The sequence below is a fragment of the Salinarimonas sp. genome (genome assembly GCF_046292825.1).
In the GTDB taxonomy this organism is placed as follows: Bacteria; Pseudomonadota; Alphaproteobacteria; order Rhizobiales; family Beijerinckiaceae; genus Salinarimonas.
In genome coordinates, this window is record NZ_JBKBQG010000003.1 from 50,906 (window position 1) to 64,634 (window position 13,729).

Consider the following 13,729-nt stretch of genomic DNA (forward strand, 5'->3'; position numbering starts at 1 on the left):
CAGACTGCCACGATCGAAGATCGCACGGCGGAGCCGGCGGAGCGGGGGCGCACTCATGACGAAGACGAGATCGGGCGCCCGCGTGCGGGTCGCCATGCGCGGCGTGGCCGGCACGCTCGCGGCGGGGCTCCTCCTCGCGGCGGGCGCGGCGCAGGCGCTGACCTGCGCGGCCGAGCGCCCCTTCCCGATGGTGCCCTCCGATCCCGCCGCCTGCGCCGAACTGGCCGAGGCCGTGCGCGCGCCCTCCGCGCTCCCGCTCGACGCCTACCAGGAGAAGCTCTCCGCCTTCCTCTCGAACTGGTGCCATCGCGATGCGCAGGCGGGCTGGCGGCGCGACAAGTCGGTGCGCGACACCGGCCCCTTCACCGCCCGCCTCGTCTCCGGCGCCTGGGAGGGCCAGGGCTTCGGCACGCATGCGCCGGTGGTGATCTGGTACTCGCCCGAGATGGCGGACTGGCTCGTCGCCCACCGCTCGGACGGGGACGGCGCCGACGCGCCGCCCGTGCCGGACGGGGCGATCATGATCAAGGAGATGTTCCCCTATCCCGGCACCGCCTGCGCCGATGTCGAGCCCGAGCGCCTCTTCCCGACGAGCGGGGCGGCTCTGATGGTGCGCGATGCGGGCGCCTCGCACGACGGCTGGTACTGGGGCTGGTACGGCTTCGGATCGTCGAGCGGCTGGGCGCCGGATTACCCGCCGGGGCCGAACAACGCCTATCCGAACCAGGGTTTCGGCCAATATTGCCTGAATTGCCACGCCTCCGCGGCGAACAATTCCACATTCTCCGCGCCGAAGAACATCGCGGGTGAGCCCGGCACGCCGCTCGTCTTCCTGTCGCAGGATTTCTTCGAGACGCCCCCCGCGCCACCGCACCACGCGCTCGTGTCGCTGCCCGCCGACGGCGTGCGCCGGCTCGGCCAGCCGCACGTCGTCGCCGACGACGCGGTGATCGCCGCCCTGCGGGCCCATGTCGCGACGCTGCCCACCTGGGAGAGCGTGCCGCGCATGCCCTCGCAGACCTACGACAACACGTGGGTTTCCGCCGGCGGACCCAAAGCCGCGGACACCTTTCTCACCTCGAGCCAGTGCATCGGCTGCCACGATGCCGGCTCGACGGGCCTGCAATTCGACATGACGAAGCCGAACCCGCACGGGGACGGCCGCCTCAACCTGTCGCCCTACGCCACCTGGTCGTCCTCGCCGATGGGGCTCGCCGGGCGCGATCCGTTCTTCTTCGCGCAGCTCGCGAGCGAGACGCAGACCTTCCACCCCGATTCCGTCGCCCTCGTCGAGGACACGTGTCTCGGCTGCCACGGCATCCAGGGCCAGCGGCAATACCACGTGGACATGTTCGCCGAGACCGGGCAATGCGCGCCCTTCACCCGCGACATGGTCGACGCCGTGCCCTTCCCCGCCGACAATCCGCACGTCGCGCTCGCCGATTACGGGGCGCTCGCGCGCGACGGCATCTCCTGCACGAGCTGCCACCGGATGGTGCTCGGGCCCGACGCCGCCGCCTTCGCCGAGGCGCCGCAGAACGCCTGCATCGCCGAGCGCCAGACGCTCCTCAACCCGGAGAACACGGGCTTCGCGCGCACCTTCACCGGCTCCTTCCTCGTCGGCGCGCCCGACACGATCTACGGCCCGTTCGAGGGCCCGCTCGAGAAGCCGATGCGCAACGCGCTCGGCAACGTTCCGACCTATCATGCGGCGATCGCGAGCCCGGAAGTCTGCGGCACCTGCCACACGGTGCACCTGCCGATCCTCCAGAACGGCACCATCGTCGGCCATACCTACGAGCAGACGACCTATCCCGAATGGGCCTTCAGCGCCTTCCGCACCGGCGACACCCCGGACGGGCCGCTGCCCTACGGCGCGGGCGCGCAGGCCCAGACCTGCCAGGATTGCCACATGCCCTCGAAGGACGCGGACGGGCGGCCCTTCCGCAGCCGCATCGCCTCGATCCAGGAATTTACCCGCTTCCCCCAGGCCGAGAACACGCTCGCGCCCGAGGAGATCGACGTGCCCGTGCGCGACGGCTTCTCCGAGCACACCTTGGTCGGCCTCAACGTCTTCCTCGTCGCGATGGCGCAGCAATTCCCCGACGTGCTCGGCATCCGCACGCAGGACCCGATGCTCGTCTCGCGCGGCGTCGATCCGCTGATCCGCACCGAGCAGGCGATGCTCGACCTCGCGACGCAGGCGACGGTGTCGGTGGGCGTGCCGACGCTCTCCATGGACGAGACCCATATCCGCGCCGAGGTCGCGATCGAGAGCAAGGTCGGCCACAAATTCCCCTCCGGCGTCGGCTTCCGTCGCGCCTTCGTCGATTTCCGCGTGCTCGATCAGAACGGCGAGACCCTGTGGGCGTCCGGCCGCACCAATGCGGCGGGCGCGATCGTCGACGCGGACGGCGAGCCGGTCGCCGGCGAATATTGGTGGGCGGACGATTGCTCGGCGCGGCTCGACCCGGACGCGCGCGCCCACCAGCCGCATTTCCAGGAGATCACGGCGCAGGATCAGGTCCAGATCTACCAGGAGCTCGTCTCGACGCCGCCCGCCGGCGAGAGCGCGCCGCAATGCGGCCACGGCGTCGCGCCGGCCGGCATGCTGACGACGAGCTTCCTGTCGATCTGCACGCCGGTGAAGGACAACCGCATCCTGCCCGCCGGCACGCTGCCGCTCGACGAGCGCATCGCGATCGCCGCCGCGCTCGGCGCTGGCCCCGAGCTCGCCGTCGAGGCCGGCGCCTACGCGGTCGACGGCGATCCCGATTACGAGACGGGCGGCGGCGACACCCTGCGCTACACGATCCCGCTCGCCGACCTGCCGGCGGGCGCGCGCCCGGCTGCGGTCGCGGCGACGCTCTACTACCAGGCGCAGCCGCCCTTCTACCTCCAGGACCGCCTGTGCACCGCCCGCGGCCCCGACGCCGACCGCCTCGCCTTCCTCGTCGGCCACCTCGACCTCGCCGGCACCCGCGCCGAGGGCTGGAAGCTCGAGCTCGTGTCGAGCGGGGCGGTGGCGATCGATTGAGAGGCGGCCCCTCAGATCGAATCGTCATGTGAATCGTGGTGTTCAGCTTGGTCAAAGTGCGCCCACGGTGGCGCGCTTGTAGGCGTTCACGAACGAAAAAACTGATGACAAAACGCGTGCAAGTTGTGCTCGCAGCGAGCAATTTCCGTTGTTCTAGTTGCTATTCAGCGCCGCAAACAATGCGCAAAAATCGTTGTTGGTGCACGCAGGAAGCCATTGCACTGCCTGCATAAAACTTAGGCTTGCAGAAGCGCAGAGGTCCTGCAATTCTCTCCAGGAGTTGCGGTTCGAGGGTCGTCACAATGGGTATTCTCGATGCCTGTCAGAGTCGATCAGCCGTCCTCGCACGTTCGACAAGCGGGCGGACTGTCGGGGACTTCGTGTTCCGGAATTCGGCGCGGCTCACGCCCTCTCCGAGCTTTTCCGGACGCCTGACGGCGGCTCTCGTCTCATTGGAGACGTTGGGTCCAGAGGGTACGAGTAGCCACCTTGCGGCAGCGGAGCTTCTCGCGGTCGCCCGGATGCAAATCGAGATCGTTCTGCACGAGCGCTTTGAGAGCATCATCGAGAGCGCCGCGGTCCGCGAACGACGGCTCGGCGCCAGCATAGCCATCGTGCCGAGCGCCTTCGAAGGAGCGAATGGTTTCTTCATGAGCGCCAGAATGAAGCTGTTGGGCTGCTTCTGTCACGATACTCCACCTTACCACGTCGCTTGGGACCCTGCTCGTCCGGACCCGCTGAGGAACGCTTCGCCGATCCGGGTTGCGACCCATCCCGCACCGATCGGTCTGCTGCCCCGAATATTGGGTAACGATACGAAATACGAAGTCGAGACGTTCAACTCGACCGTTGCAGCCGCCAACGCGGCCCTCCAGGGTGAAGTCGATGCGGCATTGTGCAACCTCGAAACCATTCGCGCGCGGAGGATGGCATATCACCCGGTCGGGATCGCCATCGCGATGAGTTGGAATCTGTTTCTCTTCGGAGAGGAGTCGGAGCGGTGAGCATCTTCTTTCCAGAATCTACGAGGATACACCTGTTCGACGGTATCGAGGCGGATCGCTTCGAGCTCGATGACGAAGCTGCGACCGTGGTCATGATCACGACCATGCAGCCTGGTGCCGTCGCGCCGCTCCACAAACACAACGAAGTACAGATCGGAATGTGCCTGTCTGGAAGCATGCGGATGCAAATTGGCGCAGAGGAACGGCGGCTGAGTGCGTTTTCTGGCGCTTATTGGGCACGTAGTGAGGAGCTTCATGGGGCGGTCAACGACGGATCAGAACCCGCGATCACTGTCGACATCAAGCAATTGCCAAGTGCCATGCAGGATCGATCGGTGACGCCCTGCGCAGCCTCCGAGCGGTTCCTCGGTCTCACTCCTCCCAGATCTGTGAAGGGAGGGCTCGAGCTTCGCTTTTTCGTAGGTCCATGGTTCGAGATCATGCTCTCCGTGCTGCAGCCTGGCGCGCTCATGCCGCGACACTCGCATCGTGGTGCGCAGATCGGAATCGGCATCGACGGCGAATATGCGATGGAGGTCGCAGACGAAGTGCGGCGATTTACGCGACACCGCGTATATTTCGCGCCCGACCACACGCCGCACATGGGCTTGAACGACACGCAAAGCGATGCGACATCGCTCAACGTCTTCATTCCGCCCCGTTGGAATCTGCTTCCCAAGCGCCTGCGTGAGGTGGGAGGCTCCCCCGAATGAACCTCGGAGAAAGGCCTGTCGTGATCGTTACGGGTGCCGCGTCCGGCATTGGTGCCGAGACGGCGACACAATTCGCGATGCGTGGTGCCTCGGTCGTGCTCGCGGATGTAGAAGAGGAGGGGGCTGCTGCGGTCGCCCTCGGACTACAGGACGGGGGCGCACGTGCGCTCGCCGTGAGAGCCGACGTCTCGGACGAAGCGGACGTACGGGTCTTGTTCACTCGTGCCGAGCACGAGCTCGGGCCAGTTACCCACCTCGTCAACAATGCCGGCATAGAGATTGACGGCAGCCTCGATGAATTCTCGACTGAAAACTACGAAAGATTGTTCGCCGTCAATACACGAAGCGTGTTCCTCTGCAGTCGAGAAGCGGCAGCGCGTATGATTCCGCGCCGACGTGGGGCCATCGTCAACTTGGCTTCGGTCGCATCGTTCAAGAGTTGGCCCGGCAGCGGCGTCTACAGCGCGAGCAAGGCCGCCGTGCTCGCGCTCACCCGCGCCTTCGCATCGGAACTCGCTTCTCATCAAATACGCGTGAATGCGGTCGCACCTGCGATTGTCGACACTCCGATGACTGACCGCTCCCTCGCCAAAGAGGATGATCGTGCCGCCGGACGCTCGCGTCGCGAACTCCTGCACCCAATCAGGCGCCTGGCACGCCCGCGAGAAATCGCCGAGGCGATTGTCTTTCTCGCGAGTGACGAGAGTGCATTCACGACCGGATCCTGTCTGGTGATCGACGGCGGCCTTCTCGCCTAAGATCGCACAAATACTCGCACGAAACGCACTTCGCGAAGGGGAAACATAATGGAACAAGCCATCGCCAGGCGCGGGACCGTCGGCGGCATCTACATCCGCTTGGTGCTGGTGCAGCTGTTCTGGGCCGGAACCTTCGTCGCAAGCGAGGTCGCCCTGCACGATCAGCCACCAGCCGTGACGGCGTTGGTCAGGTTCTTTCTGACGACTGCGATATACGGGGCGATGTGCATCGTGGTGCGGGACGCGACAGCCTCGCCGCTGCTCATGAGACTACGTGACGTCACCGTGCGCAATTGGCTTGCTCTGACCGCCATGGGCTTCTTCGGTGTCTCTCTGTACACGCTCCTCCTCCACATCGGACTTGCCGCCTCGACCGCGGCCTACGCCGCACTCCTCATCCCGACGACGCAACCGATCTTCACCGCTCTTCTCAGCCGCCTAGCCTTCGGGGAGGCGGTGGGCTCCGCGATCATCGTCGGACTGGCGCTCGGCCTCGTCGGGGCCGGGCTCGTGCTCCTCGGCGGGTTGTCCTCTTCGGAAGACGCGTTGCTGATCGGAAACGTCGTCATCATCGCTTCGGCCTTCTCGTTCTCCTGCTATGCGGTATCGGCGAAGTTCGCCCCGGCATCGCTCAGCTCGATCGAGAACACGACGCTCTCCTTCGTGTTCGGGACCCTCTTCCTCCTGCCTATGCCCCTTCTGCTGGGCGAGACCCTCAGCCTGACGGACACGACGCCGTCTTTCTGGGTATCGATCGCTTACCTCGTGGTGTTTGCGACCGTGCTTCCTTACCTTTGGTGGAACGATGCCGTGAAGAGCATCGGCTCGTCGCGAACGGGAATATTCACGTTCCTTATGCCGCCACTCGCCGTCGCGCTCGCTGCACTCGTTCTCGGGCACATGCCAGTGCCGATCCAGATCATCGGCGGGGTCTTGTCTTTGTGTGGGGTCGCGCTGGCAACGTTCGGCTGGCCCCGGAGAGCGGCGCGATGACCGGCGAACTCGTGGGTCGCACGGCATTCGTGTCGGGCGCATCGTCGGGGATTGGCTTCGCCTGTGCGGTGGCGCTCGCCCGGAGAGGCGCGGCGGTGGTGTTGAATGCGCGCCGAGCCGAGCCTCTCGCGGAGGCGGCGGACCACATCCGTGGGCTCGGAGCGCCCGTGGCCGTGGCCGAGGGTGACATCGCCGACCCGAATGCCCGTGCTCGGTTCCCGCTCGGTGAGGTCGACATACTCGTCGCGAATGCGGGCGGCCCTCTCCCGACGCGTTTCGTGGACCTCACCCCGGAAGCATTCCATAGCGCCTTCGACGTGAATGCCGTGGCGACACTCGCACTCGTGCAGGGCTGCCTCCCCGCCATGCGACGGCGAGGCTTCGGGCGTATCGTGACCATACTCTCGACCGCGGCGATTCGCCCGATTCCAGGCCTCGACGCCTCTGCAGGTGCCCGGGCCGCCGTGGTCGCCGCGCTGCGCGGACCGGCGCGTGACGCGGCAAGGGACGGCGTCACGATCAACCACCTGCTACCCGGCTCGATCCGGACCCGCCGCACGGACGAGTACCTTGCTATACGAGCCGCCGCCGTCGGAGGAGAGGATGCCGCGTTCTCGGAACTCGTTCGCGATATACCCGCTGCCCGCCTCGGTCTGCCCGAGGAGATCGCGGCGCTCTGCGCGTATCTCGCCTCTCCGCTCGCCGGTTTCGTGACGGGGCAGACGATTTGCATAGATGGTGGCCGAACCCTTTAATGAGCCCGCCTCAGATCGCCTCCTCCCACGGGAAGAACGGAAGGCCGTCGAGGCGGCCTTGCGTCTGCGGCGGCTGAGGGGGCATGCCCTCTTCGGGCGGGGGGATGACCGGGGTGGTGCCGGGCTCGGGGTCGGGGGGAACGATCGTCATCTCGGGGCCGGCTTCCATGCCGGGATCGAGGACGCCGTCCTCGCGCTCGAGCGTCTCGGACAAGGTCTCGCCCGGGCGGCGGCGATAAGGGACGGTGTCGGGATCCTCGGCCGGCGCGGCGCGCTCGGTGGCGAGCAGCCTGTCCTCGGCGGCGGCGGGAGCGAGCAGGAGGGGCGGGGCGGCGAGGGCGCCGAGCGCGAGGGCGATCGCGCTGGCGCTGGTGCACAGGCTCCGGCGCAGGCTCTTGCGATGATCCGTCATGGTTCGGCTCTCCTCGGCTTCTCGAGGAGGCCAAAGCGCCATGGCTCCGGCGGGTTCCCGAAGGGGCTCAATCCCGCCAGTCGCGCAGGGCCCGGCGGAGATAGCCGAGCACGCCGCCGCCGGCGCCCGTGCGCACGCTCTCCACGCGGCAGACGAGCACGTCGTGCGTGCCCACGGGCACGCTCCGCACGAGGCGGCACTGGAAGGCCGCGGCGGCGTCGGGCAGTTCCGGAGCCCGGCCGGGACGCTCGGTCCAGGCGGTGCCCTCGAACCTCTCCTGCGCCTCCGCCGCCCCGGCGAAGCGCGCGGCGAGCGCGCGGTGGCGCGGCCGCAGCACGTTGACGCAGGCGATCCCGTTGCCCGCCAGAGCCGCTCCGCTCGCGCTGGCGCGGTTCACGCAGACGAGGAGCGTCGGCGGGTCGTCGGTGACGCTGCACACGGAGGTCGCGGTCAAGCCGCGGCGCCCCGCCGGGCCGTCCGTCGTGACGAGCGTCACGCCCCCCGCGAGCCAGGACATGCCCTCGCGGAATTGCGCGGCGTCGACGAGCCTGCGCGCGTCGGCATGCAGCATCGCGCCCTCCGTTCTGCGCCGGCTCAGGCGTCGCCGTCGCGGCGGCGGCAAGTGCCGCGGGGGCGGCGCTCGCGCGGCGCCTGCTCGCGCACCGGGGGGAACAGGCGGTCGACGAGCGCCTCGAAGCGCTCGCCGTCGCCGGAGCCGGATGCCCGGCGCGCGGCGTCGAGGAAGATGTCGACCTGGATGTCGACCCATTTGCGTCGCGATCTCTCGAGCATGTCACGCGACCTCCATCTGACGGACGTGCGGACCGAGCGGCTCGGGCGCGCGACGTGCCGACAGCGGCTCCGGCGCCGCCTCGTCGAGATCCTCGAGGCTCGGATCGGTTGCCGCGAAGCCTTCGGCGAAGCGCTGCGACATCAGCCAGGTGGTCCGGCTCGACACGCCGAGCAGCTTCGAGAGGCGGCTGACGCTGACGGGATTGCGGCAGGAATGCAGAAGGAAGAGAGCCTGAAGCCACAGATGCAGCGGCAGGTGCGAGCCTTCGAGCAGCGTGCCGAGCTTGACGTTGAACGGCTTGCGGCAGGAATAGCATTTCATGGTGCCCGGCTTCGAGGTCGTGCCCCGCAGGCGGCCGATCGAACTGCGGCTGCCGCAATGCGAGCAGACCGGCCCGTCGGGCCAGATACGGCTCTCGAGGAAGCGATACGCATCGTCCTCGTTGCGAAAAGCAGGGTGAGTGAAAACGTCCATCAGCCCCTCCTGAATATGCCCCTTACCAATCATTGACTATTGATGTTATCATTTGTTGAGCATTATATCGCAATCGTGCTGCGTCACAAGTGCTGAGCATCCGTATTTTACGAACCTTGAAAGTAATCCGCCGACGAACGACTTCATCGCGTCGAGATTCGCAATCCAAGAAACTGAACTAAATCGACCCGCGCGGCCGAGCGCGTTTCGGCGCGCGCAGCCAGGCGCCGGGCGACGCCGCGCGCTCTCGGGGGATGGAGGCGATCTCAGGGCACGCTCGCCGCGAGGCCGGTGCGCATGGCGCGGCGGCGGGAGACGGCTTGCGCGCGGGCGTCCTCGCCCTCCCGCTCGCTGCCCGAAGCGGCGGGCTCGGGGGCGGCGGGCTCCCGCGCGGCGTCGGGGCCGGCGAGATGCGCGGCGAGGCCGGCGGCGGTCGGGAAGCGGAAGATGTCGGTGATCCGCAGGGCGGAGAGCCCCTCCTCCTCGCGCAGCGCCCGCGACGCCTGGACGGCGAGGAGCGAATGCCCGCCGAGCGCGAAGAAATTCTCCCCGCCCTCGACCGCCGCGCGGCCGAGCACCCGCGCGAAGACCCGCGCGATCCGGCTCTCGAGCGGCGTGCCGGGCCGCGGCATCGGCGCGCGGAACGCTTCGACGCGCGCAGGCTGCGCGACCTCGGGAGCGCTCGCGGCGACGTCTTCCGGCGCCGGGAGGGCCGCGCGGTCGACCTTCTTGTTCGGGGTGAGCGGGAAGGCGTCGAGCGCGACGATGCGGGCGGGCACCATGAAGGCCGGGAGCTGCGTCTCCATGGCCGCCCGCAGCTCTGCCTCCGCGAGCGGCCGCTCGGTCGTGACGTAGGCGACGAGCCGCTGGTCGCCGGGGGCGTCCTCGCGGGCGACGACGATTGCCTGGCGCACGCCGGGCAGCCGCTCGAGGCAGGTCTCGATCTCGCCGAGCTCGATGCGATGGCCGCGCAGCTTCACCTGGTGGTCGGCGCGCCCGAGAAAGGCGAGCCGCCCGTCCGGCTCGCGCCGGACGAGATCGCCCGTGCGGTACATCCGCCCGGCGCCCGCGAAGGGATCGGGCAGGAAGCGCTCGGCGGTCAGATCCTCGCGCCGCCAATAGCCGCGGGCCACGCCCGGACCGGCGAGCCAGAGCTCCCCCGTCTCCCCGGTCGCGACGGGGCGGCGCGCCGCGTCGAGCAGGTAGGCGCGGGTATTGGCGATCGGCGTGCCGATCGAGGCGACGCCGTCGCGTCCGGGGGCGGCCTCGGTGAGGGACCAGATCGTCGTCTCGGTCGGCCCGTACATGTTCTGCACGCGCGCCGCGCCCAGGCTCTCGAGCGCCGCGACGAGCGCGCCCGGCAGCGCCTCCCCGCCGATCATCAGATGGGGGACGCGCCCGAGCGCGGCGCGGGTCGCCTCGTCCTCGAGGAGGATGCGTGCGAGGCTCGGCGTGCATTGCAGATGGGTGACCCCGTGGCGCAGGATCTGCGCCGCGAGCGACGCGTCGGCGGGATCGAGGGCATCGTCCGCGGCCGGATTATTCGCGCGGCGCACGATCTCGGCGAGCGGCACGAGACCCGCGAGCACCTCGGCGGTCGGCACGCCGTAATCGATCAGGCAGGCGATCTCGTCGACGCCGATCGCGGCGAGCGCGGAGACCCGCTCCAGACAATCCTCGACCGTGCCGAACAGGCCCGAATCCTCGAAATAGCGGCGGAAGGCGAAATCGAGGATCGCGTCCATCTCCTCCTGCGAGAGGCCGCGCAGATCGAGCGCGGCGGGGTTCTCCAGGCCCGGCGGACGCTTGAAGGCGGGGAAGTCCCAGGCATATTGGCGGATGAGCCCGGCGGCGCTGCGCAGATAATCCGTCATCGGCCCGCGCGCCGCCTCGCGCACCGCCTCGCGATCGGCGCCGACGAGGGTGTGGAGCATCAAGGTGACGGTGCCCGCTTGCGGATCGTGACCGCTCTCTTCGCGCGCCGCGCGGTAGAGCGCGATCTTCTCGCCGACCTCCGCGATCGACTGGCCGAGGAGATGGGTGAGCACGTTCGCGCCCATCGCGCCGGCGTCGATCCAGGTCTGCGGATTGCCGGCGGTGGTGAGCCAGAGGGGCAGCTCGCGCGAGACCGGGCGCGGCTGGGTGACGACGGCGTGGGTGCCGCCCGAGCCGTTCGGGAACGCGACCGCCTCGCCCCGCCACAGGCGCCGCACCTGGTCGATCGCCGCCAGCATGGCGTCGCGGTTGCGCGGCGGCGCGTTCTCCGGGCGCAGGACGAAATCGTCGGGCTGCCAGCCGGCGGCGATGGCGAGGCCCGCGCGCCCGCCGGTGAGATTGTCGACGATCGCCCATTCCTCGGCGATGCGGGCGGGATGGTGCAGCGGCGCGACGCAGCTGCCGGCCCGCACCGCGACGTTGCGCGTCACCGCGGCCACCGCGGCGCCGGTCACGGCCGGGTTCGGATAGGGGCCGCCGAAGGCGTGGAAATGCCGCTCGGGCGTCCACACGGCCGAGAAACCGTTGCGATCGGCGAATTTCGCGCCCTCGAGCAAGAGCTCGTACTTGCGCGGGCCCGGCCCGTCGTCGTTGCCCCAATAGAACAGGCCGAAGGCCATCGCGCGCGCCGGTCCCTCGAAGCGCGGGCGCGCGGGGCCCGCGGCGAGGCGGTCCTCCTCGCGCGCGATCACGACCGTGAAGCCGCGCGCCAGCGTGTAGAACAGCTCGAGCACCGAGATGTCGAAGGACAGGCTCGTCACCGCGAGCCACACGCCCGGCGGATCGTGGGCGATGCGCCCGTCCATGCCGTGGAAGAAGCTCGCGACGTTGCGGTGCTCGATCATCACGCCCTTCGGCCGCCCCGTCGAGCCCGAGGTGTAGATGACGTAGGCGAGATCGTCCGGCCGCGCGCCGTCGTCGCAGGCCTCCTCCGGCAAATCGTGGGCGAGCGCGTCGATCGCGACGCGCCGAGCGGAGCCCGAGGGGAGCGCGTCGGCGAGCGCGGTGGTGGTCAAGACGACGGGCGCCGCGCTGTCCTCGAGATAGAGCGCGAGGCGCTCGCGCGGATAGGAGGGGTCGAGCGGCACGTAGGCGCCGCCCGCCTTCCAGATCGCGAGCGCGCCGATCGCGAGCTCCGGGCCGCGCGGCAGGTGGAGGCCGACGAGCGTGCCCCGCCGCACGCCGGCCGCCCGGAGCGCGCGCGCGACGCGCTGCGCCCGCGCCTCGACCTCCGCGTAGGTCAGGCGCTCGCCTCCGCACACGAGCGCGGTCGCCTGCGGCGTGCGCGCGGCCTGGGCGGCGATCAGATCGTGGATGCAGGCCTCCTCGAAGGGCTCGTCCGACGGCGCGGGGAGCGGCTCGACCGCGCGCGCCATCGCGGGCTCCGACCCGCGCGAGAGCGCGTCGATAAGCGTGTCGAGCGCCGCGAGCGCGGCCCGCGCGCGGTCCTCGGCGCAGGCGGCGTCCGCGGCGGCGAGGACGCGGTGCGTGTCGCCGCCCGGCTCGACGCGGACCCATTGCGCGCCGCGGCGGGTCTCCCGCAGGACGATGGTGCCGTGGGCGGCCCGCGCCATCGCCTCGGCGGGGATCGGCGCGCGGGCGCCTGCGACGAGGATCCGGTCCGCCCCCACCCCCAGCCGGGCGGCGAGGTCGCGCCCGGGCGCCTCGCAGCGCAGCCCCCGCGCGGCGGCGAAGGCGCGCGCCGCGGGCGACTGCGTGACGATCGCGCAGAGGCCGATGCCGCCCGCGGCGAGCCTCTCGGCGCAGGCGACGGCATAGGGCTCCTCGGCGATCAGGATGGCGGTGAAGGTCATCGTTCGCTCCGAGAGGTGATGCGGGCGCCGCGCACGGCATGGGCGGCGAGATCGAGGGCGAGGCGGCGCGGGCCCGTCGCGGTCCGGCCCGCGAGGGCGAGGCGGGCGCGATGGAGCCCGATCCCGAGAAGCCGGGCGAGCGTCGCCGCGACGAAACCGGCGCGGCCGTGATGGGCGAGGAAGTAGCGACGGCGCGAATCGAGCCAGTAGGACGGCACCCGCGTCCAGCCCTTCATGCCCGTCGAGGCCGAGCCTTCGTGGGCGACGCGGCTCTCGCGAACATAGAGCGTGGAGAACCCGGCCCGGCGCGCCCGCAGGCACAGGTCGGTCTCCTCGAAATAGAGGAAATAGCCCTCGTCGAAGGCGCCGACCGTGTCGAACACCTCCCTGCGGACGAGGAGGCTCGCGCCCGCCACCCAGTCCACCTCGCGATCGCTCTCGGGGATCGGCAGGGCGACGACGCGGTCGGCGAGGAGGCGCGTGAGCGGGCCGAGGCAGGCGGCGGCCTCGAGCTCGCCGAGCGCGGAGGGAAACCGGAAGGCGGTCGCGTGCGGCACTCCGTCGAAGCCGTGCACGTAGCTCCCGGCGAGGCCGACGCGCGGGTCGGCCTCGAGCCGCTCGACGAGGATGCGGATCGCGTCGGGGGCGGGGCAGGCGTCGGAATTGAGGAGGTAGACGTAGTCCGGACGCCCGCCGTCGGGCAGCCCCTGCCGGATCCCTTCGTTCATGCCTGCGCCGAAACCGCCGTTGCGGGGCGAGGCGTGGACGCGCACCCGAGCGTCGCGATCCCACCCCGCCGCAGCCACCGCCCGCGCGATCCGCTCGAGCGAGCCGTCGCCGGAGGCGTTGTCGACGACGACGATGCCGCCGGCGAGCCCCTCCATCGCCCGCACCGCGCCCTCGAGCGCGCGGAGGGTCAGGTCTGGCGTGCGGTAGTTCAGCACGATCGTCAGGATGCTCGGCGAGCGCATCGGCCCACTC

12 protein-coding genes are annotated in these 13,729 nt (G+C 69.7%); 6 read left to right on the forward strand and 6 right to left on the reverse strand.

The window, feature by feature from the left end; all coding sequences use genetic code 11:
* Positions 1 to 55 precede the first annotated feature (55 nt).
* The 6 genes from ACK4UM_RS02790 (at position 56) to ACK4UM_RS02815 (ending at position 7,260) form a co-directional block, all read left to right on the forward strand.
* Positions 56 to 3,037 (forward strand): hypothetical protein, encoded by a 2,982-nt coding sequence (locus ACK4UM_RS02790; RefSeq protein WP_409795308.1) that lies wholly within the window; start codon positions 56 to 58, stop codon positions 3,035 to 3,037.
* A gap of 521 nt (positions 3,038 to 3,558) precedes the next feature.
* Positions 3,559 to 4,041 carry a hypothetical protein gene (locus ACK4UM_RS02795; protein WP_409795311.1) on the forward strand — a complete coding sequence of 161 codons (483 nt, stop codon included), beginning with the start codon at positions 3,559 to 3,561 and terminating at the stop codon, positions 4,039 to 4,041.
* Positions 4,038 to 4,754 (forward strand): cupin domain-containing protein, encoded by a 717-nt coding sequence (locus ACK4UM_RS02800; protein WP_409795314.1) that lies wholly within the window; start codon positions 4,038 to 4,040, stop codon positions 4,752 to 4,754. Before ACK4UM_RS02795 ends, ACK4UM_RS02800 begins: the two co-directional genes overlap by 4 nt.
* On the forward strand, positions 4,751 to 5,512 hold the full coding sequence (locus tag ACK4UM_RS02805) for an SDR family NAD(P)-dependent oxidoreductase (protein ID WP_409795317.1): 762 nt from the start codon (positions 4,751 to 4,753) through the stop codon (positions 5,510 to 5,512). Before ACK4UM_RS02800 ends, ACK4UM_RS02805 begins: the two co-directional genes overlap by 4 nt.
* Positions 5,513 to 5,560: 48 nt before the next feature.
* Positions 5,561 to 6,505: a DMT family transporter gene (locus ACK4UM_RS02810; protein WP_409795319.1), complete on the forward strand. Its 945-nt coding sequence runs from the start codon at positions 5,561 to 5,563 to the stop codon at positions 6,503 to 6,505.
* Positions 6,502 to 7,260: an SDR family oxidoreductase gene (locus ACK4UM_RS02815; protein WP_409795322.1), complete on the forward strand. Its 759-nt coding sequence runs from the start codon at positions 6,502 to 6,504 to the stop codon at positions 7,258 to 7,260. Before ACK4UM_RS02810 ends, ACK4UM_RS02815 begins: the two co-directional genes overlap by 4 nt.
* A 10-nt stretch (positions 7,261 to 7,270) precedes the next feature.
* Here the strand turns inward: ACK4UM_RS02815 and ACK4UM_RS02820 are convergent, their stop codons facing one another.
* The 6 genes from ACK4UM_RS02820 to ACK4UM_RS02845 form a co-directional block, all read right to left on the reverse strand.
* On the reverse strand, positions 7,271 to 7,672 hold the full coding sequence (locus ACK4UM_RS02820) for a hypothetical protein (protein WP_409795324.1): 402 nt from the start codon (positions 7,670 to 7,672) through the stop codon (positions 7,271 to 7,273).
* A 67-nt stretch (positions 7,673 to 7,739) separates the two neighbouring features.
* Complete coding sequence (locus ACK4UM_RS02825) at positions 7,740 to 8,243, reverse strand: flavin reductase (RefSeq protein WP_409795327.1); 504 nt, start codon at positions 8,241 to 8,243, stop codon at positions 7,740 to 7,742.
* A 23-nt stretch (positions 8,244 to 8,266) separates the two neighbouring features.
* Positions 8,267 to 8,464, reverse strand: coding sequence for a hypothetical protein (locus ACK4UM_RS02830; protein WP_409795330.1), 198 nt, complete (start codon positions 8,462 to 8,464; stop codon positions 8,267 to 8,269).
* A 1-nt stretch (position 8,465) separates the two neighbouring features.
* Positions 8,466 to 8,939 carry a transposase gene (locus ACK4UM_RS02835; protein WP_409795332.1) on the reverse strand — a complete coding sequence of 158 codons (474 nt, stop codon included), beginning with the start codon at positions 8,937 to 8,939 and terminating at the stop codon, positions 8,466 to 8,468.
* A gap of 266 nt (positions 8,940 to 9,205) precedes the next feature.
* Positions 9,206 to 12,748 carry a MupA/Atu3671 family FMN-dependent luciferase-like monooxygenase gene (locus ACK4UM_RS02840; protein ID WP_409795335.1) on the reverse strand — a complete coding sequence of 1,181 codons (3,543 nt, stop codon included), beginning with the start codon at positions 12,746 to 12,748 and terminating at the stop codon, positions 9,206 to 9,208.
* On the reverse strand, positions 12,745 to 13,719 hold the full coding sequence (locus tag ACK4UM_RS02845; protein ID WP_409795337.1) for a glycosyltransferase family 2 protein: 975 nt from the start codon (positions 13,717 to 13,719) through the stop codon (positions 12,745 to 12,747). The genes ACK4UM_RS02840 and ACK4UM_RS02845 overlap by 4 nt, the downstream gene beginning before the upstream one ends.
* Between the last annotated feature and the right edge of the window lie 10 nt (positions 13,720 to 13,729).

What these genes read in the sequence shown, in the direction of transcription:
- ACK4UM_RS02820 (WP_409795324.1), bottom strand. Translation starts at nt 7,672, where the DNA reads ATGACGGATCATCGCAAGAGCCTGCGCCGGAGCCTGTGCACCAGCGCC.
- ACK4UM_RS02810 (WP_409795319.1), top strand. Translation starts at nt 5,561, where the DNA reads ATGGAACAAGCCATCGCCAGGCGCGGGACCGTCGGCGGCATCTACATC.
- ACK4UM_RS02840 (WP_409795335.1), bottom strand. Translation starts at nt 12,748, where the DNA reads ATGACCTTCACCGCCATCCTGATCGCCGAGGAGCCCTATGCCGTCGCC.
- ACK4UM_RS02825 (WP_409795327.1), bottom strand. Translation starts at nt 8,243, where the DNA reads ATGCTGCATGCCGACGCGCGCAGGCTCGTCGACGCCGCGCAATTCCGC.
- ACK4UM_RS02795 (WP_409795311.1), top strand. Translation starts at nt 3,559, where the DNA reads ATGCAAATCGAGATCGTTCTGCACGAGCGCTTTGAGAGCATCATCGAG.
- ACK4UM_RS02845 (WP_409795337.1), bottom strand. Translation starts at nt 13,719, where the DNA reads ATGCGCTCGCCGAGCATCCTGACGATCGTGCTGAACTACCGCACGCCA.
- ACK4UM_RS02805 (WP_409795317.1), top strand. Translation starts at nt 4,751, where the DNA reads ATGAACCTCGGAGAAAGGCCTGTCGTGATCGTTACGGGTGCCGCGTCC.
- ACK4UM_RS02790 (WP_409795308.1), top strand. Translation starts at nt 56, where the DNA reads ATGACGAAGACGAGATCGGGCGCCCGCGTGCGGGTCGCCATGCGCGGC.
- ACK4UM_RS02835 (WP_409795332.1), bottom strand. Translation starts at nt 8,939, where the DNA reads ATGGACGTTTTCACTCACCCTGCTTTTCGCAACGAGGACGATGCGTAT.
- ACK4UM_RS02815 (WP_409795322.1), top strand. Translation starts at nt 6,502, where the DNA reads ATGACCGGCGAACTCGTGGGTCGCACGGCATTCGTGTCGGGCGCATCG.
- ACK4UM_RS02830 (WP_409795330.1), bottom strand. Translation starts at nt 8,464, where the DNA reads ATGCTCGAGAGATCGCGACGCAAATGGGTCGACATCCAGGTCGACATC.